Origin of the sequence: Shewanella sp. NKUCC01_JLK, assembly GCF_019345615.1 — a bacterium.
Classification (GTDB): Bacteria; Pseudomonadota; Gammaproteobacteria; order Enterobacterales; family Shewanellaceae; genus Shewanella; species Shewanella oncorhynchi.
The window spans coordinates 28,850-51,590 of sequence record NZ_JAHKRD010000012.1; the positions used below are offsets into that span (position 1 = coordinate 28,850).

General features: G+C 46.5%; 21 protein-coding genes. 10 read left to right on the forward strand and 11 right to left on the reverse strand.

From position 1 onward, the window contains the following. Positions 1-18 precede the first annotated feature (18 nt). Positions 19-1,113, reverse strand: a complete 1,095-nt coding sequence (gene leuB, locus KO537_RS13945) for a 3-isopropylmalate dehydrogenase (RefSeq protein WP_173247358.1) — start codon at positions 1,111-1,113, stop codon at positions 19-21. Positions 1,114-1,183: 70 nt separating this feature from the next. Continuing rightward, positions 1,184-2,752, reverse strand: a complete 1,569-nt coding sequence (gene leuA, locus KO537_RS13950) for a 2-isopropylmalate synthase (RefSeq protein ID WP_113941087.1) — start codon at positions 2,750-2,752, stop codon at positions 1,184-1,186. A 509-nt stretch (positions 2,753-3,261) separates the two neighbouring features. Here leuA and KO537_RS13955 point away from each other — a divergent pair. After that, entirely contained in the window at positions 3,262-5,043 is a 1,782-nt protein-coding gene (locus KO537_RS13955; RefSeq protein WP_219234676.1) for a diguanylate cyclase, read from the forward strand. Here the strand turns inward: KO537_RS13955 and recQ are convergent. Next, positions 5,025-6,848, reverse strand: coding sequence for a DNA helicase RecQ (recQ, locus tag KO537_RS13960; RefSeq protein ID WP_219234677.1), 1,824 nt, complete (start codon positions 6,846-6,848; stop codon positions 5,025-5,027). The two genes, KO537_RS13955 and recQ, sit on opposite strands and share 19 nt — an antisense overlap. A 327-nt stretch (positions 6,849-7,175) precedes the next feature. Here recQ and KO537_RS13965 point away from each other — a divergent pair, with 327 nt between their 5' ends. After that, a complete protein-coding gene (locus tag KO537_RS13965; RefSeq protein WP_006079875.1) occupies positions 7,176-7,640 on the forward strand; it encodes a thioesterase family protein in 465 nt (154 codons plus the stop codon). A gap of 205 nt (positions 7,641-7,845) precedes the next feature. Next, complete coding sequence (gene rarD / locus KO537_RS13970) at positions 7,846-8,730, forward strand: EamA family transporter RarD (protein WP_198572571.1); 885 nt, start codon at positions 7,846-7,848, stop codon at positions 8,728-8,730. 49 nt (positions 8,731-8,779) lie between these two features. Here the strand turns inward: rarD and KO537_RS13975 are convergent, their stop codons facing one another. From KO537_RS13975 to radC, 5 genes are all read right to left on the reverse strand, one after another. Next, entirely contained in the window at positions 8,780-9,298 is a 519-nt protein-coding gene (locus tag KO537_RS13975) for a PH domain-containing protein (protein WP_173247371.1), read from the reverse strand. 119 nt (positions 9,299-9,417) lie between these two features. After that, the gene (gene argA / locus KO537_RS13980) at positions 9,418-10,737 is read right to left on the reverse strand and encodes an amino-acid N-acetyltransferase (protein ID WP_105251176.1); all 1,320 of its coding nucleotides are present in this window, start codon (positions 10,735-10,737) and stop codon (positions 9,418-9,420) included. A 322-nt stretch (positions 10,738-11,059) separates the two neighbouring features. Continuing rightward, positions 11,060-11,233, reverse strand: a complete 174-nt coding sequence (gene rpmG, locus KO537_RS13985; RefSeq protein ID WP_006079871.1) for a 50S ribosomal protein L33 — start codon at positions 11,231-11,233, stop codon at positions 11,060-11,062. Between the two features lie 6 nt (positions 11,234-11,239). After that, positions 11,240-11,476 carry a 50S ribosomal protein L28 gene (rpmB, locus tag KO537_RS13990; protein WP_006079870.1) on the reverse strand — a complete coding sequence of 79 codons (237 nt, stop codon included), beginning with the start codon at positions 11,474-11,476 and terminating at the stop codon, positions 11,240-11,242. Positions 11,477-11,597: 121 nt separating this feature from the next. Beyond that, on the reverse strand, positions 11,598-12,275 hold the full coding sequence (gene radC / locus KO537_RS13995) for a DNA repair protein RadC (RefSeq protein ID WP_113941095.1): 678 nt from the start codon (positions 12,273-12,275) through the stop codon (positions 11,598-11,600). A gap of 122 nt (positions 12,276-12,397) precedes the next feature. Here radC and coaBC point away from each other — a divergent pair, with 122 nt between their 5' ends. The 5 genes from coaBC (at position 12,398) to folE (ending at position 17,746) form a co-directional block, all read left to right on the forward strand. Further along, a complete protein-coding gene (gene coaBC / locus KO537_RS14000; RefSeq protein WP_219234747.1) occupies positions 12,398-13,618 on the forward strand; it encodes a bifunctional phosphopantothenoylcysteine decarboxylase/phosphopantothenate--cysteine ligase CoaBC in 1,221 nt (406 codons plus the stop codon). Continuing rightward, entirely contained in the window at positions 13,615-14,073 is a 459-nt protein-coding gene (gene dut, locus KO537_RS14005) for a dUTP diphosphatase (protein WP_219234678.1), read from the forward strand. Before coaBC ends, dut begins: the two co-directional genes overlap by 4 nt. A 34-nt stretch (positions 14,074-14,107) precedes the next feature. Then, positions 14,108-14,701: a nucleoid occlusion factor SlmA gene (gene slmA / locus KO537_RS14010; protein ID WP_113941097.1), complete on the forward strand. Its 594-nt coding sequence runs from the start codon at positions 14,108-14,110 to the stop codon at positions 14,699-14,701. 135 nt (positions 14,702-14,836) lie between these two features. After that, a complete protein-coding gene (locus KO537_RS14015) occupies positions 14,837-16,825 on the forward strand; it encodes a S9 family peptidase (RefSeq protein ID WP_219234679.1) in 1,989 nt (662 codons plus the stop codon). A gap of 270 nt (positions 16,826-17,095) precedes the next feature. Next, a complete protein-coding gene (folE, locus tag KO537_RS14020) occupies positions 17,096-17,746 on the forward strand; it encodes a GTP cyclohydrolase I FolE (RefSeq protein WP_006079864.1) in 651 nt (216 codons plus the stop codon). Between the two features lie 225 nt (positions 17,747-17,971). Here folE and pyrE read toward each other — a convergent pair whose 3' ends face one another. Beyond that, positions 17,972-18,613: an orotate phosphoribosyltransferase gene (gene pyrE / locus KO537_RS14025; RefSeq protein WP_006079863.1), complete on the reverse strand. Its 642-nt coding sequence runs from the start codon at positions 18,611-18,613 to the stop codon at positions 17,972-17,974. Between the two features lie 163 nt (positions 18,614-18,776). After that, positions 18,777-19,490: a ribonuclease PH gene (gene rph / locus KO537_RS14030; RefSeq protein WP_006079862.1), complete on the reverse strand. Its 714-nt coding sequence runs from the start codon at positions 19,488-19,490 to the stop codon at positions 18,777-18,779. Positions 19,491-19,702: 212 nt separating this feature from the next. Between rph and KO537_RS14035 the strand changes: the two genes are divergently transcribed. After that, entirely contained in the window at positions 19,703-20,566 is an 864-nt protein-coding gene (locus KO537_RS14035) for a YicC/YloC family endoribonuclease (protein WP_219234680.1), read from the forward strand. Positions 20,567-20,708: 142 nt separating this feature from the next. Here the strand turns inward: KO537_RS14035 and yjjG are convergent, their stop codons facing one another. After that, positions 20,709-21,389, reverse strand: coding sequence for a pyrimidine 5'-nucleotidase (gene yjjG / locus KO537_RS14040; RefSeq protein ID WP_219234681.1), 681 nt, complete (start codon positions 21,387-21,389; stop codon positions 20,709-20,711). 295 nt (positions 21,390-21,684) lie between these two features. Between yjjG and KO537_RS14045 the strand changes: the two genes are divergently transcribed. After that, entirely contained in the window at positions 21,685-22,581 is an 897-nt protein-coding gene (locus KO537_RS14045) for a LysR family transcriptional regulator (protein WP_219234682.1), read from the forward strand. The last annotated feature ends 160 nt before the right edge of the window (positions 22,582-22,741 follow it).

Sequence of the window (22,741 nt, forward strand, 5' to 3'; positions counted from 1 at the left end):
TTTTTGGCACAGTCGTCATTACACACCTTCCTTTATAGCATTGGCGATAAAGTCACCCATCTCGCGAGTGGATTTAGCTTGGCTACGCTTGTCTGCGCTCAATAGTTCACCGGTTAAGTAGCCAGAATTTAACGCTTTGCTGACGGCGCGCTCAATCGCACAGGCGGCTTCTTCTTGCTTTAGGCTGTGGCGCAACATTAATGCCGCCGACAGAATTTGGGCGATAGGGTTTGCAATGCCTTTGCCCGCGATATCCGGCGCACTGCCACCCGCTGGTTCAAATAAACCAAAGCCAGTGCTGTTCATGCTCGCCGATGACAACAAGCCCATAGAGCCCGTTAACATGGCGATTTCGTCGGATAAAATGTCGCCGAACAGGTTAGAACATAGCATCACATCGAACTCATCGGGACGACGTAGCAACTGCATGGTCGCATTATCGATATAGATGTGTTCAAGCTCGACATCGGGGAAGTCCACCGCCACTTCTTCAACCACTTGGCGCCATAACACTGAACAGGCGAGCACATTGGCTTTATCCACTGAGGTCACTTTTTTACGGCGACCACGGGCGGCTTCGAAGGCGATGCGGGCGATACGGCTAATTTCGCGACGGCTATAACGCATGGTATCGAAGGCTTCTTCATTTTCGCCTTCGCCTTGACGGCCCTTTGGCTTACCAAAATAAATGCCGCCGGTTAACTCACGGACACATAAAACATCAAAGCCACGGGCGGAAATATCGCTACGCAGCGGTGACATATGTTCTAAGCCATCATGCAATTTAGCTGGGCGTAGATTACAAAACAGTTCGAAGTGACCACGCAGCGGCAATAGCGCGCCGCGCTCAGGTTGTTCATTTGGCGGTAACTTTTCCCACTTAGGGCCGCCTACCGAGCCAAACAGGATCGCATCGGCCGCTTCACAGCCCTTTAGTGTGGCATCGGGTAAGGGACTACCGTGGTTATCGATGGCAATACCGCCAACATCGAATTCAGTGTATTCGATATTCAAATCGAAACGCGCTTCAACCTCACGCAGCACTTTACGCGCCTCTGCCATCACTTCAGGACCGATCCCATCCCCTGCTAATACTGCTATTTGATAACTCATACGCCAGCCAACTCCTTTAAATGTAAATGCTTTATGCTCGACCTTGCTATTCTTTGGATGCTTTTAGCGACTAGACGCCGCCTAGCTCTCGGTTTTTTTGCATGCTTTGTTTGTAATCGGCGACCTTGTCTGCGCGGCACGTTAAGTTCATCACATGCACTAAAGCGCGCGCCGAGGCTTCGACCACATCGGTCGCTAAACCTACGCCGTGAAAGTTCTGCTCGTGGTAAACCGCGGTAATGTCGACTTGGCCTAAGGCATTTTGACCTACACCCTTAGCGCCTAGCTTGTAGCTGATGATATCGATTCGGCGATCGGTTGCGCGGGCAATCGCGTTATAGGCAGCATCGACAGGACCATTACCCGTTGCGGCTTCGGTTTTAATTTCGCCGCCCACTTCGATACGCACAGTCGCCGTAGCTACGCCTTCAGTTGAGTCAGACTGCACCACTAATTGCTGCAATTGATAGTGATTGTCTTCTTCGGCCTGCGCTTCCATAAAGGCTAAGGCTTCTAAATCATAATCAAATACTTGGCCTTTTTTATCTGCCAATTTTAGAAACTCTTCATACAGAGTATCCATATTGTAATCGTGCTCGCTATAGCCCATTTCTTCCATGCGATGCTTGATCACATGGCGACCCGAGCGCGAGGTCATATTCAAGTTGTTACGATTCAAACCTATGCTTTCGGGCGTCATGATTTCATAGGTATTTTGTGCTTTTAACATGCCATCCTGATGGATACCCGACGAATGGGTAAAGGCATTGGCACCGACAATCGCCTTGTTCGCCTGCACTGGCATATTGCATAACTGGCTGACTAAATTAGAAGTACGATGAATTTCCTTGGCATTAATGCCCGTTTCTAATCCCAACATCCCCTTACGCGTCGCTAAAATCATAGCGATCTCTTCCAGCGAACAGTTACCCGCACGCTCACCTATACCATTGATGGTACATTCGATTTGACGCGCACCGTGCTGTACAGCGGTAATCGAGTTAGCCACAGATAAACCTAAGTCATCGTGGCAATGCACTGAGATCACCGCTTGGTCGATATTCGGCACCCGATTAAACAAAGTCTGAATGATATTGCCAAACTCGCTTGGTACTGTGTAACCGACCGTATCGGGAATATTAATGGTGCGTGCGCCCGCACGAATGGCGGCTTCTACCATACGACATAGATTATCGATGGGCGTACGCCCCGCATCCTCACAGGAAAACTCCACATCGTCGGTAAAACGGCGGGCATACTTCACCGCGCCTACGGCCATCTCTAACACTTGGTCGAAAGAACGCTTCAACTTGCTCTCAACGTGAATCGTTGAGGTCGAGATAAACGTATGGATACGGAATTGATCTGCGACAGACAAGGCCTGCGCCGCGGCATCGATGTCCTTTTCCAATGCACGGGATAAGGCACAAACGCGGCTATTTTTAATGGTACGCGCTATGGTCTGCACTGACTCAAAATCACCGGGTGAAGAAACCGGAAAACCCACTTCCATCACATCCACACCGAGACGTTCCAGCGCCATAGCGATCTGTAGTTTTTCTTTGACCGACAAACTTGCGGCTAACGCCTGCTCACCATCACGCAAGGTAGTATCAAATATTATGACTCTGTTAGACATCTCGCTTCTCCATGGAACGTCACCGTTCGTTAGTTAATTTTTGCCGTATTCAGATACAAAAAACCCCGCAACATCGGTGCGGGGTTTGTGAATGCTTTGCCTCTTTATCGAGCGTGCAACACTAAGACCTCCGCGTATAAACCGCGAGAGAGAGAAGGAGGAGGTCGAGTTTGCGGCTAACAATATTCATTTAATCTGTATATTTATTCTGTTTGAATTATTGAGGACGGTTAATATTTAACTTGCCTAGCCGATAGTGTCAACCCTAATTTTTTCATGTTCCACTCATTCAACCTGTCTTAAGGCTAATAACGGTGAGTTTCATCCCCAAATTAGTGATCGATTCCACAGAATTAACCGGCTGTTTGGATTCAGAAATCACTGGGATGTGTTAACTTATTCCCCTTAGAAAAAAATAGTTTTTTATGCAAAAAACGATTAAGAAAAGTTATAATCCCGCCTTAGTAATTAGGGATATTAGAACTTACGCATTTTATATGGAGCACAAAATGGATTTTCGCGTCTTGGTACTGAGCCTGTTGTTATGGCTGTTTCCCTTTGGGGCCAGTGCTATAGACCAATTAGATGAACTCACTGAACTCGTCTACCAATATCCCAGTAAAGCACTCACTCAAATAACAGCGTTAGAAAAACAATTTGCGACCAGTGCAAGCTCAGATATCAATCGACTCAGATTAAGTGTGTTGAAATGCCAAAACCTACTACAAATAGGGGAAAATGAAGCCGCTATCAACGTCGCTCAATTAGGCGAAGCAAACGCTAAACAACTTAAGCTAGATCAAGTACGACCTTACTTTTTGATCTGCCAAGCCGACGCCAACCTTAGCTATAACAATGTTCAAAATGCCCTACCTTTGCTTGATTCAGCCATTAACCTAGCGCGACGTTACCAGCAACCACAAGCCTTAGTCGATGCTTTACGCTTACGTGGCCAACTCGATACTGACACTGATAACTTCTCCTCTGCTATCGAAGATTTACGCCTCGCGATTGATATTTATCCGGATATTCATGCTCAAACCCAAAATTGGATTTGGCCACCACAGGCCTATGTGTATGCCGCGATGGGAAATTTACTTTATGCCACCCATGATTTCCCCCAAGCCATGTATTACACCAACTTAGGTATACAAAGTGCCGATGCAAAAGGGAAAGTTTTACACTTTATTTTACGCAATGCAGCTCGGATAGCGCTTGATAATCAAGAGTTTGATTACAGTGATAAACTCGAACAACAAGCTAAAGCGCTTTTACCTGAGCTCGGTTCGCCACTTGAACTCGCCTACAGTTATGCCATTTTGGCCTCAATCGCGCTCGATAAAGGCCGCATCGATAATGCCGAAGAATATCTTTCTATCGCGATTAATACGTTTAAAAAACAAAATCAACAATTAGCGACAATGCGTTCAACTCGCCTACTCGCCCAAATTCGTTTTGCTCAGCATCAAGAAGATGCCGCTTTAATCCTCATGAATCACGCTATTGAGCAAGCTGAAAACCTAAAACAATACTCAGATCTTAAAGGGTTTTACGGGATCATGAGCGATCACTACTTAGAAAAAGGGGATTTTAAACAAGCCTATTCTTTCTTGCTCAAACGTTATCGAGCGGCCGAGCTCACCAATCAAGCGATGAATAATGCTCGGATATTGCAGTTTAAGGCCCGTCTAAATCAACAAGATCTGCAGCAGGAGCCAAATAGCACTGCACCAGAAAAAGATTCAATCTTACAAGAGCTAAATGTCGATTGGGCCTATAGCACACTGTTCTTAATCGCGATGGCATTATTGGGCGGAGCTATTTGGTATTTGATTGATAAACAGAATAATCGAGCCCCACATATTGAAGGTAATGAACCTGCGGAAACGCTGCTCCAACAAGTCACATCAGCATTAAACAGTGCCAAACAAGGTAATTACCCACTGTCTTTATTATTGTTTAATGCGAGTCAGATCCGTCAAGTTGACCTACCTCTCTTACAGGATGAGCTACAACACAGACTACGGGAGCAAGATAAGTTAATCCGATATTCTATGGATGAAATTGTCATTATCCTGCCGCATACCTCGGCAACTGGTGCTAAAAGAGTCGTTAGTCAGTTAGTTGCTTGCATTCAGCCTTGGCAGGGTTCAAGTAAGGTCAATATTGGTATAGCGGCGATGCAACAGTTTGATACCTTAGAGTCTTTAATTAAGCGAGCCAGTATCAATCAATTGGGCAAGGTTAAAGTCAATGAGAATAATCCAAACTATTATTCTCCCGCTAAATAAGCCGCGATTTCATCGAGAAAAGCGTCACCGAAACGGCTCAGTTTACGCTCGCCCACTCCGTTGACGGCGAGCATTTCCCCCGCGCTCGTTGGCATCATGGCTGCCATTTCTGCGAGGGTAGCGTCGTTAAAGACTAAATACGGCGGCACATCCTGCTGCTCGGCAATGGTTCTACGCAATAACTTCAACCGTGCGAACAACTTACGGTCATAATTCAACGGTGCTTTAGACTGACTCGCCTTACGTTTTGTGGTTGTTAACTGAATACGCGGTTCAGCAAGCATTAGCGCCACTTCCCCTTTGAGCACAGGCCGTGCCGATGGGTTTAAGGTAATAGAGGAGCCACGAGTCACATCTTGACTCGCCAGTCCCAAGTGGATCAATTGACGGATCACACTCAGCCAATACTCATGGCTCTTGTCTTTACCAATCCCCCAAGTCGTGAGTTTGTCATGCCCTCGATCGACTATCGGTGCGCCTTTCGAACCGCGCAACACTTCAATTAAATGATTGATACCAAAACGCTGGCCTAAACGGAAAATACATGACAACACCTTCTGCGCATCTTCGGTGCCGTTATAACGCTTAGGCGGGTCGAGGCAAATGTCGCAGTTACCACAGGGCTCTAATGCACTCTCATCGAAGTAATGCAGCAACACTTGGCGGCGACAGGTCTGCGCCTCAGCAAAGGCGGCCATAGTATTAAGTTTGTGGAATTCGACCTGTTGCTGCGGCCCTGGCTCGGACTGTTCAATCAAATGTCGCACCCGACCAATATCGGCGGGATCGAACAACATAAAAGCTTCTGCATCGAGCCCATCACGTCCTGCTCGGCCCGTTTCCTGATAATAGGCTTCGATACTTTTCGGGATATCGTAATGCACTACAAAGCGCACATTCGACTTATTAATCCCCATACCGAAAGCCACAGTGGCAACCACAATATCAATTTGATCTTTAAGGAAACTATCCTGTACTGCACCACGGTCTTCCTGCGTCATTCCCGCATGATAGGCCTTGGCATTAAAACCTTGCAGGCATAAACGGTCAGCGACTTCATCGACACGACGGCGACTGCTGCAATAAATAATGCCGTTAGTGCCATTCTGCAGCGTTAAAAAATGTCGTAACTGATTAGCTGCATTAAGCTTTTCGGCGACTGTATAGCGAATATTGGGCCGATCGAAACTTGAAAGTAAACGGAACGGGTCAATACCGAGCCGCTCACAAATACTCTGCCGAGTCGCCTGATCTGCTGTTGCGGTCAGCGCCATCATGGGCACATAGGGGAAGAGTTGTTTTAGCTGGCCGAGCGCCGCATATTCAGGGCGAAAATCATGACCCCACTGACTAATACAATGCGCCTCATCGATGGCAAACATCGCCAGCTGGAGAGACTGCATACGCTCAATAAAATCAGCGGTTAATAAGCGCTCAGGTGACACATAAAGTAACTTTAACTCACCGTGGCGTAGCTGCCTTAATACTTCGGCGCTCTGCTCGCGCGGCAATGAAGAATTGAGATAAGCCGCTGCAACACCGGTTTGCAACAAGCTATCAACTTGGTCTTTCATCAAAGAAATCAATGGAGAGACGACAATAGTGATGCCATTCATCATCAAGGCGGGTAACTGATAACACAAACTCTTACCGCCACCCGTTGGCATAATCACTAAGCAATCTTGCCCGCCGCAAACACGTTCTATCACCTCCCGCTGACCGTCCCTAAAGTCACGGTAACCAAACACCTGTGCTAGGCGTTGCGAGAGCGGATCATCATGCGTGTCGAGTACGAGCTTTTCCATGGATCTTCTATGTCAAAAGTGAGGGGGCCTATTCTATACCCAAACTAGTTCAAAATGCAGGATTCAACGGTAATTTAAAGTGCTTTAGACGAGGCAATTCACCACAATTGCAGCTATTTTAACCCTAGTGGGCTAAGCCAAAAATAACGAACGCGGGGTAAAATACTTTAAAAACTGCCGAAACGGTGTCGTCATTTTAGCGACGGAGTTGCATTAGCCGTAAGCTTCACTGTAGATTAATTGCTCTAAGCCGCACTTTGTTTATCTCAGTGTTGATAACAAATCCAATTACGCCTAATACCGTCACTCAGTGACAAGGACCCCAAAATGACCAGCCCAATCCAAGCCGAAGCTTTGAGAAGAGTCGCAGCAGTATTTGATCAACATGTCCCTTTCCATAATCTACTCGGACTCGATATCAAGCGTTATGACATTGATGGCGTCGAAGTCGTGATCAACATGAAGCCTGAGCTGATTGGCAATATCCACCAGCAAATCCTCCACGGCGGTGTGACAGCAACGGTACTCGATGTGGTTGGCGGACTCACGGCCTTTGCAGGACTGGTCGCCAGTCGTGATGATTGGACGGTCGAAGAGCTGCAGCAACGCCTGCAAACCCTAGGGACGATTGATATGCGCGTCGATTATCTGCGGCCGGGACGCGGCCTCACCTTTACGGGCACGGGCAGCGTCATTCGTGCGGGTAATCGAGTTTCAGTATGCCGCATGGAACTACATAATGAGCAAGGCACCCATATCGCTTTTGGAACAGGGACTTATATGGTGGGTTAGGCGGTTAAATTTAGATGTGTATTACTGCCTTAGGGCTCAAAATTGACTAAGGTAAACGTCTTGATCAACAGGATGTTTACTCACTTTAATCGCCCATTCAATCTATTGCGGAGATATTCTGTAACGAAAAGAACACGGCGATACCCTTGAGTCAGCGGTCAGACACACCTACAATCGCCACCTTGTTGTTCTTCGAAGATGTCTCATGCCAAATCTTGAATACCGCAAAGGGATCCTACTTGCCGTCAGTGCTTACTGTATGTGGGGTTTTGCGCCTTTATATTTCAAATTACTCAACCATGTTTCCGCCACCGAAATTTTGCTCCATCGAGTGATTTGGTCATTCGTGTTTATGCTGATCATTATGCAGTTTATCGGCGGTTTTTCTCGCTTACGCTTACTGTTTAAACAGCCTAAACAGTTGATGGTTCTCACCATTACTTCCATATTGATCGCGGGAAACTGGCTACTATTTATCTGGGCGGTAAATAACGATCACATGCTCGATGCCAGCCTAGGTTACTTCATCAATCCTTTACTCAACGTCTTACTCGGTATGTTATTTCTAGGCGAAAGATTGCGTAAACTGCAATGGTTTGCGGTTTCACTCGCCAGCGCTGGTGTATTGATCCAGTTAATCTCTTTTGGCTCAATTCCCATCGTCTCACTGGCACTCGCGGGCACCTTTGGTTTCTATGCGCTACTGCGAAAAAAGGTCAATGTGGATGCTAAGGCCGGATTATTGGTCGAAACTGCAGTGTTATTACCGGTAGCGCTGATTTATCTCGTCGCAACCTTAGACACAGCCACAGCGAGCATGCTGACTAATGACTGGCAATTGAATCTGATGTTAATGGCGGCTGGGATAGTGACTACCATTCCTTTGCTGTGTTTTGCAGGGGCAGCGGTACGTATTCCATTGTCTATGCTCGGCTTTTTCCAATATATTGGCCCGAGTATTATGTTTATCCTCGCGGTGAGTCTATTCAATGAGCCCTTCGATGCCGAAAAAGGCGTGACCTTCGGATTTATCTGGAGCGCGCTGCTCGTCTTTACCTTAGATATGGCCTATAAACGCAAAACGGCGTGAGCATTATCACGCCGATAAACACAGTGGCAGAAGTGATGACATATAATGATTACTTCTGTAACTGTGCTAAAAACTCACTCCCTTGCGATACTGTCAGTAATAAACTGTAGCCTTTAGTCGTTGGCACTAACACTAACTGCGATTTATCTGTTATCGCCAAAAATGCCCTGCCTTTCCCCTGTAGATTAAACCAGCCCAATTGAAATCCTGGCATGCCTATACCGTTGGTTTTAAAGCTCGGCGTTAAATCTGCCTCTTGTTGCAAATCGACTATGCGTGCCTCGGCGGGCAATAAATCCACGCGGGATAACTGCACTTTATAGAAGGGAACATCCAATGTGAGCTCTGTATCGGTTAACACTAATTCGGCGCTATTCGATTGATAGAAGACCCAAGAAAATCCGCCCATCATCACCAGCAATATACCTAAACTCGCTGACTTCGCTATCTTAGGCATATTTTTTAGCCATAATATCAGTAAGATACCCGCTAAACCGAGCAATAAGACGATAAAACTGAAGATAGAGGTTTGGGTTAAAGGGGCGAGTTCAAAAAATTGAGGACTCATTGGCAGTATCTCCCGTGCAGTGAAGTCTTAATCTGCCAATAAAGACATATTATGTCAATAAAAATGCCAGCGCTAATATGAGTACTAGGCTGGCATTGATTGGATTGATTTAGAACGGCTTAAAGATCGAGCGCGAGAATTTTTGAGCGGCGTTGATAGTTATACAACTGCTTCTTCTTCTGTGGTAGTGCTTCAACATCTTCAATCACAAAACCATGCTCGAGGAACCAGTGAATGCTCCGAGTTGTCAATGCAAACAAGCGTGAATAACCACGGTTTCTAGCCTGATTGATAATGTTCTTCAGCAGTAAGCTCCCTCTGTCGGCATCGCGATAATCGGGATGCACCACTAAACAAGCAAACTCACCCGCATTGTCCTCTTCAAAAGGATAGAGCGCAGCGCAACCAATCACTAAACCATCACGTTCAATCAACATGAACTGTTCGATTTCAATCTCAAGCTGCTCACGACTACGACGCACCAGAATGCCTTGTTCCTCCAATGGACGGATAAGGTTCAACACACCGCCAATATCGGCGATTGATGCACAGCGTAAACGCTCAGCACTCTCAGTGACGATTTGTGTGCCTATCCCTTCGCGAGAAAACAGTTCCTGCAACAAGGCGCCATCTTCGAGGTAGCTAACTAAATGACAACGCGGTACGCCATTGCGGCAAGCATCGATACTGGCTTTGAGAAACGCCATAGTGCCAACACAAGCAGACCCTTGCTCGGCCAGCTTGTTCATGATGTTTTGCGCATCATTTGGCATCAACTCCGCAATCACATCGCCATTACGATCGAGAATACCGTTCTGTGAGCTAAAGCCGATCATCTTGTCTGCTTTGAGCTTAATTGCCACTTGAGTCGCGATTTCCTCGGCGGTGAGATTAAAGCTTTCACCAGTAACCGAAGCCGCAATCGGCCCCATCAATACGATGCAGTGATTATCTAGCTGACGTTTTAAGCCTTGCACATCAATACGACGCACTTTGCCACTCAGACAAAAGTCCACACCATTATCCACACCCAGTGGTTGAGCAATCACAAAGTTGCCGCTCACTAAGTTAATTTGCGCACCTTGCATCGGCGTATTACTTAAACTCATGGATAAACGCGCTGTGATATCAAATTGCAGTGCACCCGCAACTTGCTTAATCACTTTGAGCGAATCTTCATCCGTGATACGCACACCGTCGTGGTAGGCAGGTGCAATACCGTTGGCGGCTAATGCAGCATCAATCTGCGGCCTAGCGCCATATACCAAAACCACTTTGATCCCTAAACTGTGCAGCAGGGCGACATCATTTAAGATGGCGCGGAATTGATTTTGAGCCAAAGCTTCACCGCCAAGCATGACCACAAAAGTTTTACCTCTGTGAGCATTAACATAGGGGGCAGAATGACGAAATCCATCAACCAGTTCAGTGGTACGCACGCGTTATTTACACCTCATTTTTGAGCTGGCAGCGTCACTATGACACACCAGGAATGAATCGCTAACTTTCGCGTATGGTATTGCATTTTAATTCACATATAAAGAATTTATTCTCACTAAAGTGCAGATTTGATGATTTAAAGTGCTTAGAACCGCACTATTTTATATTTTCAGTAAGTGTTCACACTTTTTTAACTTCACAGGGGATGATTCAGCGGCATCAGTTTGCGAGGCAATTATCTCAACTTGATGACTAGCCACTAAAAAAATGCAAAAAAAAGCCCCTTAAATAAGGGGCTTTTCTCGAAACACTAACCAAGGATTACTTGATTTTGGCTTCTTTGTAGATAACGTGCTGACGAATAACTGGATCAAATTTTTTGATTTCCATTTTTTCAGGCATGTTACGCTTGTTTTTTTCAGTTGTGTAGAAGTGACCAGTTTTAGCTGTAGAAACTAATTTGATCTTCTCACGATTACCTTTAGCTTTAGCCATGATCTATTATACCTTCTCGCCACGGGCACGAAGTTCAGCAACAACAACTTCGATACCTTTTTTGTCGATCAGACGGATACCTTTAGTAGATACACGTAACTGTACGAAACGCTTTTCTTCTTCTAACCAAAAACGGTGGTTTTGTAGGTTAGGTAAAAAACGACGACGGGTCGCGTTTTTTGCATGCGAACGGTTGTTACCAACCATCGGCTTCTTGCCAGTAACTTGGCATACTCTTGACATGTCAATCTTCTCCAAAAACAATTTTAACGCTCGAGCATTAATGTGCCTCGTATGGCCGTCGCCCGAGGCACAAAGAGGGCGCATTTTATACACGATCACAGAGTGAAGATCAAGTGTTAGATTAATTAATCCAGCCTCGTTCTGCAAAAGAAACTATCTCTCGATCACCTACAACCATATGGTCCAACAAGGATACGTCTATGGTTGCTAACGCATTTTTTAATCGCTCAGTTATTCGTCGGTCAGCCTGACTGGGCTCGGCAATACCAGACGGATGATTATGACAAACTATAACTGCTGCGGCCTTTTTCTCCAGCACTAAGCTCACCACTTCACGTGGATACACTGAGGCTGAGTCTATTGTGCCGCGGAATAATTCGACAAATTGAATCACTCTATGCTGGCTATCCAGCAGTAAAACTGCGAACACTTCATAGGAGCGATCGGCCAATTGTCGCATTAAATAGTCCCGAGTTAAATCGGGATTTGTCAAAACCTGACCTCTTTGCAGATTTTCCTGCGCTACACGCCGCGCTAATTCGGCCGCAGCTTGAAGCTGGGCGTATTTTACAGGTCCTACGCCCGGAAGTCGACACACCTGATTTCTTGGGGCACAGAGCAGGTTTCTGAGGCCGCCAAACTCGCAAATAAGCGACCTAGCAAGGTCAACCGCGTTTAATCCGGCTAAACCGTTACGCAGTAATACTGCCAGTAATTCAGCATCCGAGAGATGCGCAGCTCCTTTTTGTAACAGTTTATCTCTGGGACCTTCGCCCTCAGGCCAATCTTTAATCCCCATGTGACCTCCCTGTCATCTCACATATTTTCACTTTACTGAGTATGGACGAGATTTTTTGAACTGGGATAGTCACTAAAATTCACCACTTTGTGATATTGTTGCCGGCATTATTTCTATCTCGGATGATGTCTGTGAGTCTGACAAATAAAAACGTCCTGCTGGGCATTAGCGGCGGTATTGCGGCCTATAAAAGTGCTGATTTAGTACGTCGCTTGAAAGAGCGTGGTTTTGATGTGCGCGTGGTGATGAGCCAAAGTGCGATGGAATTTATCACGCCTCTGACGCTGCAAGCGTTGTCTGGACATCCAGTGGCATCTAGCTTGCTCGACCCCGCAGCAGAAGCAGCCATGGGTCATATAGAACTCGCTCGTTGGGCAGATCTCGTCATCATCGCCCCTGCAACCGCAAACCTATTGGCGCGGATTAATGCAGGCATGGCCGATGAGCTAATCACCACCACATGTCTTGCCACTGAGGCGCCAATTGCCCTGTGTCCAGCAATGAATCAGCAGATGTACCGTAATCTGGCTACACAAGCGAATTTAACTAGCCTAGCATCACGTGGTTTTACACTTTGGGGACCCGCCAGTGGCAGTCAGGCCTGTGGTGAAGTGGGTCCTGGACGCATGCTCGAACCGCTAGAAATTGCCGAGCTAGCCAGTGATTTTTTTGCAACAAAAGAAGTCTCTGCGCAGCCTCTTGCAGGCCAGTCGGTGCTTATTACCGCCGGACCAACCCGTGAAGCAATTGATCCCGTCAGATACATTTCAAATCACAGTTCTGGAAAAATGGGCTTTGCACTGGCTAAAGCCGCGGCAGATATGGGTGCAGCAGTCACCTTAGTCTCAGGCCCCGTAAATTTAAATACTCCTGAAGGCGTGGTACGCATTGATGTTGAATCGGCGCAAAATATGCTCGATGCTGTTATGGATAACGTTGATAAAAAAGATATTTTTATTGGCTGCGCCGCTGTTGCAGACTACCGGATTAGCGATATTGCTACCTGTAAGATCAAAAAATCGACCGAAGAAATGCAACTTGCGCTGGTGAGGAATCCTGATATCTTAGCCACGGTTGCGAGCTTACCTAACCGTCCTTTTGTGGTGGGATTTGCCGCCGAAACCCATGATGTAGAAGCCTATGCGCGCGATAAGCTCAAACGTAAAAACTTGAACATGATCGCCGCAAACGACGTTTCCATTGCTGGCCTAGGCTTTAATGCCGATGCTAATGCCCTGCGTGTTTTCTGGCCGCACGGCAGTCAAGATTTGCCTGCTACTGACAAACTCACGTTGGCACGGCAATTACTTTCGTTGATAGTGAAAGAAAAAACAAATACATGAAAACACCGATTGAATTAAAAATTCTCGACTCCCGTATCGGCTCAGAATTTCCCTTGCCCGCTTACGCCACCGCAGGCAGTGCAGGCATGGATCTTCGCGCCATGATAGACACGGCTTTAACCATAGCACCGGGTGAAACTGTGCTCATTCCCACGGGGATTGCCATTCATGTGGCCGACCCAGGACTTGCAGCGGTGATTTTACCGCGCTCAGGCCTGGGCCATAAACACGGTATCGTACTGGGGAATCTAGTCGGACTCATAGATTCAGATTACCAAGGCCCCTTAATGGTATCTTGTTGGAATCGTGGTGACAGTCCATTCACCTTAGAAATTGGCGATCGTCTCGCGCAACTGGTGTTTGTTCCTGTGGTACAAGCACAATTCAAACTCGTTGATGAGTTCGACAGCTCAGACCGTGGTGAAGGCGGATTTGGCCATTCAGGCACTAAATAATCCCCTAAGTCGTTATTGAGCCAAGGATACTGTAATGGCTGTAAGCCCAAAAATTAATCGTCGTGAACACATTCTGCAATGTCTAGCGCAGATGCTAGAAACCAACCCAGGACAAAGGATCACCACAGCGAAACTGGCCTCAGAAGTCGGTGTATCGGAAGCCGCACTGTATCGCCACTTCCCGAGTAAAGCGCGGATGTTCGAAGGCTTAATCGAATTTATCGAAGAGTCGTTATTGTCGCGCATCAATTTAATCATGGATGACGAAAAAGACACCATGAAGCGCTGCCAGCTGGTACTGCAACTGCTGCTGATCTTTGCCGAGCGTAACCCAGGAATTTCCCGCGTTCTCAACGGTGATGCTCTACTCGGTGAAAATGAACGCCTGCGAAGTCGTATTGGTAACTTATTTGCCAAAATTGAAACCCAGTTAAAGCAAATTTTACGGGAAAAAACCCTACGAGAAGGTAAAGGCTTCAACTTAGACGAAGCCATATTAGCCAATTTACTGTTAGCCTTTGCCGAAGGCCGCATCGCCCAATTTGTACGAAGTGAATTCAAACTCAAACCGACGACACACTTCGATGAACAGTGGCGTTTTATCCAGCACCAACTTTTACAAAGCTAATGATTTTTCAACATAAAGGACGGTAACTATCGTCCTTTATTTTCGATATTCCTTCCTTGTTTCGCCCCATCTTTTGTTTTATCCGCGAAAAACATTTTAAGAACAAAAAACACAATGATTTTACAAGGATGTCAGATGAAACTCTTCCGATTAGCCATGTTGGCGACACTTTGCTTACCAATACTTCCAATATCCACCTTTGCAGCCAATAGCTCCAACGCGAATGCGTTATCGCAAGCACAGTTATTCAGCAAAGGTGATGAGTACTCGGATGTAAAAATATCGCCTACTGGTAAATACTTAAGCGCTATCACAAGTGTCGAAGGTAAAAACGTTCTCTTAGTCTTAGATACCCAAACCAAAAAACTCCTCAATGCGATACGTTTTCCCGATAATGCTCAAGTCGGCGACTATGAATGGGCCAACAGTGAGCGACTGGTACTGGCAAAAGAATACCTAAAAGGCTGGCAAGACACACCTATCTACTACGGTGAATTGATGGCGGTAAATGCCGATGGTTCACGAAAAGCGTATTTATTCGGCTTCGAGAGTGGCGAGCAACAAACAGGTTCAAATATCAAGAAAAATACCCCTATGCGGGCGAGCGCGTTTATCCTCGATCCTCTGCCAGATGATGAACGCTACATGTTAGTCAATGCTATTCCATGGAATGATAGGATCAATCTTGACTTTGAACTATCACAAGATGTCTATCGCGTAGACTTGTTCAATGGCACACGTAAACGCATCACAGGCTCACCTATCGGCAGAGCCCGTTTTATGACAGACCATGATGGAGAGGTTCGCTTCGTTGCAGGTGAAGACAAACAAAACATCACTAAAGTCTTCTACCGCAAAGATGGTAACTGGGTAAATACCGATAAACTAAATCTAGGTCTTGCTGATTTTAAACCACTCTCCTTTGCCGATGATAAAAATACGATTTATGCCGCCGGTCGCTCCCAAGGTGAAACCTTAGGGGTTTACAAAATTAATCTCGAAACGGGCGATAAAACTGAAATCATTCAGGATGAAAACGTTGACCCTAGCAACTTTTGGATTAACGGCACCAATAAACAACTTTACGCCGTCGAGTTTGAAAATGGTTACCCAAGTTATGCCTTTGTCGATAATGAGGATTCGCACGCTAAATTACTAAAAGATCTGCTTGGTGCTCTCCCCGGTCACCAAGTACGAATTGTTAGCGAAACCCGAGATGCAGCAAAACTCGTCGTACTTGCGTTTAACGATCGAAACCCTGGCGATTACTACATATTTGATACGAAAACACTAAAACTTGAATATCTAGCCGCCGCTAAAAAATGGCTCGACCCAGAGCAAATGGCTGATGTTAAACCCATCAGTTTCACCAGCCGTGATGGTAAACAACTCCATGGATATCTAACGCTCCCCTTTGGTAAAGAAGCTAAAAACCTACCCTTAGTCGTCAATCCACACGGTGGTCCACACGGTATCCGTGACTGGTGGGGCTTTGACCCACAAAACCAATATCTAGCAAGCCAAGGCATAGCCGTTCTACAGGTCAACTTCCGTGGTTCAGGCGGATATGGCGATCAATTTGAACGCGCTGGCTATCAAAAATGGGGCTCAGATATTCAGCATGACATTATCGACGCAACCCAGTACGTTATTGACCAAGGTTTTGCCGATAAGGAACGCATCTGTATTGTTGGCGGCAGTTTTGGTGGGTACAGCGCCTTGCAGAGCGCTGTGCTTGCGCCAGATATGTTTAAATGCGCCATAGGTGTAGCTGGCGTATATGATCTTGAATTGATGTTTAATAAAGGCGATGTCGCCAACAGCCGTTCTGGTACTAGCTATCTCAAGGATGTGCTTGGCCAAGATAAAGCGGTACTCAAAGCAATGTCTCCTTCTGAAAATGTCGGTAAACTCAAAGCAAACATACTATTGGTGCATGGTGGTGAAGATGATCGAGCGCCAATTGAGCAACTCGAATCCCTCGAAAAAGGCCTAAAAGCTCACAATTATCCTTACCAAAAACTGGTAATGGACAATGAAGGCCACGGTTTTTATAACGATGAGCATAGAGCGAAATACTATGAACAAATGCTCAGTTTCCTAAAAACCAATCTGAAACTTTAGAATTAACTCAAACTTGCCGACACTGCTAGGCTAAACTCGATTGGCAATGGTAGATTTAAAGCCGATATCCGATAAGGACTATCGGCTTTTTCATGTGGCCTATGCGCGTTTTTCGGTATGAATTGTCTGCAATTCGCGCTATCCTCGTCCCCCTATTCTTGCCCTAGCGAGAATAACAATAATTTGTATCTGATGCTGAACAGCCCTAGTACTACACGATGATCAGCATAGGTTTTCTGTTATAGCCGCTACGACGTAGTGGAGGATAAGATGGCATTAAGTGAAGCAGCAGTAAAAGTACAAGCCGCGTTATTAGAACGTGGACTTGAAACCCCAATGCTCCCAAGCGTTTACAGCAGTGAAGAACGTAAAGACAAGATTGAACATCATATGAAAGAAATCCTGACATTAATGTCATTGGATCTGTCAGACGATAGCCTTGCCGATACGCCGCGCCGCATTGCTAAAATGTACGTCGATGAAATCTTCTCCGGCTTAGATTATGCGAACTTCCCTAAGATAACTGTGATCGACAATAAGATGGGCTTCGATGAAATGGTGCGAGTGCAAGACATTAGCCTCACCAGCACCTGCGAACACCATTTAGTGACGATCGATGGTACTGCGACCATAGCTTATCTACCACGTAAAAAAATCATTGGTTTATCAAAGATTAACCGTATAGTACGTTTCTTCGCCCAACGTCCACAAGTGCAAGAGCGTTTGACTCAGCAAGTGTTAGTCGCGCTGCAAACCTTACTCGAAACCAAAGACGTTGCCGTTAAAATGGATGCCGTGCATTACTGCGTAAAATCCCGTGGCGTGATGGACTCCACCAGTTCGACCACTACCACAGCGCTGGGCGGTATTTTCAAATCTAACCCCGCAACTCGCGCCGAGTTTTTGCACCAGTCTAAATAAAAGTATTGAAACTTAACGTGATTTAAAGCGTGCCTAAATCAATAGCAATCAATACAGCTCAATAAAAAACGCTGCGATTCCTTCTATAGAATCGCAGCGTTTTTTGTTTTCATACCCACTCAATCAACCCCTTCTCAACCTAGCTAAGATCAATGCTGGCTGATTAACTGATTTCACCAAGCCTGCGATAGCCGCTTGATCAATACCAGCGGCTAAGCACTCGATTTAAATGCCGTATTGCTCGCGGTACTGGCTCACAGCGGCAAGCTGCACTTCCATTCCTGGCTTTTCAGACAGATAGCTAATGAGGTCGGCAAGTTTAATAATTGCCACTATGCCACAACCAAAATCACGCTCAACCTCTTGAATAGCCGATAACTCGCCCTTGCCTTTCTCTTGTCTGTCTAAAGCAATCAACACGCCCGCTAATTGTGCTTTATGAGCTTCGATGATTTCCATAGACTCACGAATTGCCGTACCGGCAGTGATCACGTCGTCTACCAACATCACGCGGCCTTTCAGCTCGCTACCAACTAAGCTGCCACCTTCGCCGTGATCTTTTTTCTCTTTGCGGTTAAAGCAGTAAGGAATATCGATATCGTGGTGTTCACACAGGGCAACCGCCGTAGTGGTCGCAATTGGAATACCTTTATAAGCTGGGCCAAACAGCAAATCGTAATCAATGCCAGAATCCACTAATGCAGCGGCATAAAAACGGCCCAGACGCGCTAAATCACGACCAGTATTGAACAAACCCGCATTGAAGAAATAAGGACTGATACGGCCCGATTTAAGGGTAAATTCGCCAAATCGCAACACCTGACGTTCTAAGGCAAATTCAATAAACTCACGTTGATAAGCTTTCACAATATCTCCTTACGACTTTGTATTTTATTGGTTTTTTATTATGGGGAATTTTTATTCGGTATAGGGCTTGCACTACACTAGCATCTTGCTGCAGATAAAAAACTGCAGTTAATAAAAAGCCCCGCACTCTATAACATGACGGGGCTTTTTCATCTCCATAATATTAGTTCAGTGCGGCTTTCTGCACATCGACGATTTCACGAATACTGTTCTTCGCCAATGCCAACAGTTCGAGTAATTCTTCGTGGCTGAATGGCTCGCCTTCGGCGGTGCCTTGAATTTCGATGATCTTGCCCGTTTCTGTCATCACCACGTTCATGTCCGTTTCGGCGGCGCTGTCTTCGATATATTCTAGATCGCTTATCGCTTCACCCTTGTAAATACCGACGCTGACAGCAGCGATAAGGAATTTCAGCGGGTTAGATTTAATGATGCCTTTACCACGCGCCCAGTTCAACGCATCCACTAAGGCCACACAGGCGCCAGTGATAGAGGCAGTGCGTGTGCCACCGTCAGCTTGGATCACATCACAGTCGATCACGATAGTGTTTTCGCCTAGGGCTTTCATATCCACACAGGCGCGTAGAGCACGGCCGATAAGACGTTGAATTTCTTGCGTACGACCAGATTGCTTACCGCGAGCAGCTTCACGATCCATACGGCTATGGGTCGAACGTGGCAACATGCCGTATTCCGCCGTCACCCAGCCTTGACCCTGACCTTTAAGGAAACGTGGCACACCTTCAGTAAAACTGGCGGTACAAAGCACTTTCGTTTCGCCAAATTCCACTAACACAGAACCTTCGGCATGGGCCGTAAACTGGCGAGTGATAGTGATGGGACGAGTTTGTGCTGGCGTTCTGTTACTTGGACGCATGCGAGATTCCTGTATTCTGAGTCATTGACCGATTTTGGCTGCATATTATAAGGGCTTGAGCCTTAGGATGCCATGCTTAGGGTGATTCTCTGGCAAACTCATCTAGGCAAAGTACCCATTAACTTGCAGTCTTATACTGTATGCCTTTAATCCTAAAGCCATTGACTCTATAATCGCCTCTCATTATGACGATTAAACCATTAGGACAACCCATGATCCAAAGCATGACAGCCTACGCTCGCATCGAGCACAAAGCACAATGGGGCACTGCCTCCTGGGAAATTCGCTCAGTCAATCAACGCTATCTCGAAACTTACCTACGTTTACCCGAGCAATTCCGCAGCTTCGAACCCGTACTGCGCGACCGCCTACGTAAACGCTTAAGCCGCGGCAAAGTGGAAGTCAATTTGCGCTACGAGCTGGCAGATAACAGCAATAACGAGCTGCAATTGAATCAAGCGCTAGCAAAACAGCTATTAGGCGCCGCCACTTGGCTCAAGCAAGAAGCGGGACAAGGCGATGTCAATCTGACCGACATCCTGCGCTGGCCGGGCGTGCTAGCGAGCGGTGAACAAGATATGGATGCGATCGGCGCCGATCTGATGACAGCCTTCGACTCAGCCATAGATCAATTCATCGAAGCCCGTGGCCGTGAAGGCGAAGCCATCAAAGACATGCTGTTAAGCCGCTTAGACGGCGTAAGCGAGCAAATCGCCATCGTACGTGAGCACATGCCAACGGTGATGCTGTATCAACGCGAAAAGCTCACCAACCGCCTTGCCGAAATAAAAGGTGAACTCGACCCAGCCCGCATCGAGCAAGAAATGGTGCTTCTGGCTCAGAAACAAGATGTCGCCGAAGAAATGGACAGACTCGAAGCCCATGTAGCCGAAGCGCGCCGCATCCTCAAAAAAGGCGGCAGCGAAGGTCGCCGTTTAGATTTTATGATGCAGGAATTCAACCGCGAATCGAACACGCTCGCCTCTAAGTCCATCAGCACTGACATCACCTCAGCCGCAGTGGAACTTAAAGTGCTCATCGAGCAAATGCGCGAGCAGATCCAAAACGTTGAGTAATGATAGTTAACACGTTTTAGATACCAAAAAGCCCTTAATGTAAGGGCTTTTTTGTATTTTATGGCACTGAGGGAATATCAGTTAAAGCACTCACTCTGAGTCAGTAATATCGAGTGCTGAGCTAGGCTCAGTGAACAATCGTTTACGGTAACAGGATTTTTTGCAACTCTTGGTGCGAGCTCACTTGATAGTGCGGGGCGATACCGGCGGGTACATCGTGGCCGTGGACGTTATACCAACAAGTATGAATACCTGCATTGATGCCGCCTTGGATATCAGAATGCGGGTTATCACCGACCATGAGCACAGTCTCGCGATCAGGATGGCCCATGAGTTCGAAGGCGTGCTCGAAGATGCCTACATCAGGTTTGGCTATGCCGACTTTTTCTGAAATCACCAAAATATCAAAATGATGCTGTAATCCTGTACGCTCTAATCGCACGGTTTGTAGCTCAGTGAAACCGTTAGTGATGATACCTAATTTGGCTTTGCCTTGGAGCGCGGCTAATAACTCGCGGGCACCGGGTAGCGGCGAACAAATTTCGGCCATTGCCGATAAAAATGCACCATTGAGCGTCATGGCCGTGACAGATAATTTGGCTGCCCAAGGTTCGAAACGTATGGTTTGCAACTCGGCGGCAGTTATCTTGCCATCTTGATAATCAACCCAAAGTGGTTTGTTAACTAACTGATACTCATCAAAATCGGCTTGGGTAAAATCGACCCCAAACTCACTAAACATCAATTTAAGCCCTTTTAAGGCATCGAAATAAAATAGGGTTTCATCGGCATCGAACAAAATCCATTGGTAAGGCAAGGACATAGGAACTCTCTTTCTGACAAAATAGCTAAGACCCATCCCATGCCGTTCAGTGGCATCGAGAATGGTACATCGGCGATTGCGGCAACACTGTGGCTAACTACCTAGCAGTAATCAAGATAAGCGATAAACATGAGCGATGAGCGCGAAAATAACTAGGCTTCACAGTCAACACCCGCAATCAGCAAGTGCATTAGTCTACCTTGCATCAAGGGCGATGATAACCACGATAATAAAAACTGACTGTTGAGGTATCATCAACAATAATGGCAGGGGAACGCGATAATCTAAGGACACCATGGAGCACTTTTCGGCATTACCTATCTTTGTCACGGTCGTGGAATGCGGTAGCTTTTCGCTTGCAAGTCAAAAGCTTGGACTGAGTAAATCGGCTGTAAGTAAACGCATTACCCTATTAGAACAAAGTCTGGGTATTCAACTTTTGCACCGTACCACTCGCAGCTTAAGTCTTACCGAAGCGGGCGCCCGCTATTTTGACTATGTTCGTCCTGCAGTTAAACTCGCAGCAGACGGCTTGGACGCCATTTCTGAGCTACAACAAGCGCCTCAGGGCAATTTACGCATCGCCGTCCCTATGGTATTTGGCCGCTTGCATATCGCACCTTTGATCCCCGAGTTTCTGCGCCGTTACCCGAAAATACAGCTGCAAATGCAGATGGATGATAAGACCACCGATTTAATTGCTGGCGGATTCGATCTGGCGATTCGCATCGGCGAACTGCCAGATTCAAGCCTGATTGCTCGTAAAATCGCCCCTTGTTTAAGTGTCATTTGCGCTTCTCCCGAATATATTGCTCGCCACAGCGCACCACAAACGCCGCAGCAACTCAGCCAACATAACTGTTTGTTCTACTCATATTTTCGTGATGGTGTTGAATGGACCTTCTTAAGCCCGCAGGGCCCAACTCGCATCCAGCCAAACGGTAACTATCAAGTCAACAATAGTGATGCCATCCACCAAGCCACACTCGATGGTCTAGGCATAGCCAACCTGCCGCGTTTCATGGTCGACGCCGACTTACAAGCAGGCCGCCTACAAGCCTTGCTCGCAGAGCATCCCCTCCCCGAACATGGCATTTACGCGGTTTATCCACAGCGAAAACATTTGCCGACTAAGGTGAGTGTATTGATTGAATTTTTGATAGAGAAGCTGGCGAGTGGCAAGTTAGGGTAAATTTTCACTTGTCAGTAATGAGGAAGGACAACTCTCTTTCACCCCCTATGAAAAATAAACAATAGACCAGAGACCATCAGACTGACTCTCTCGAGAGGCTGATAGCGGATCATTTGAACAATCCGATTTATGTTTTTAATCAATACTACACTTGCATTTT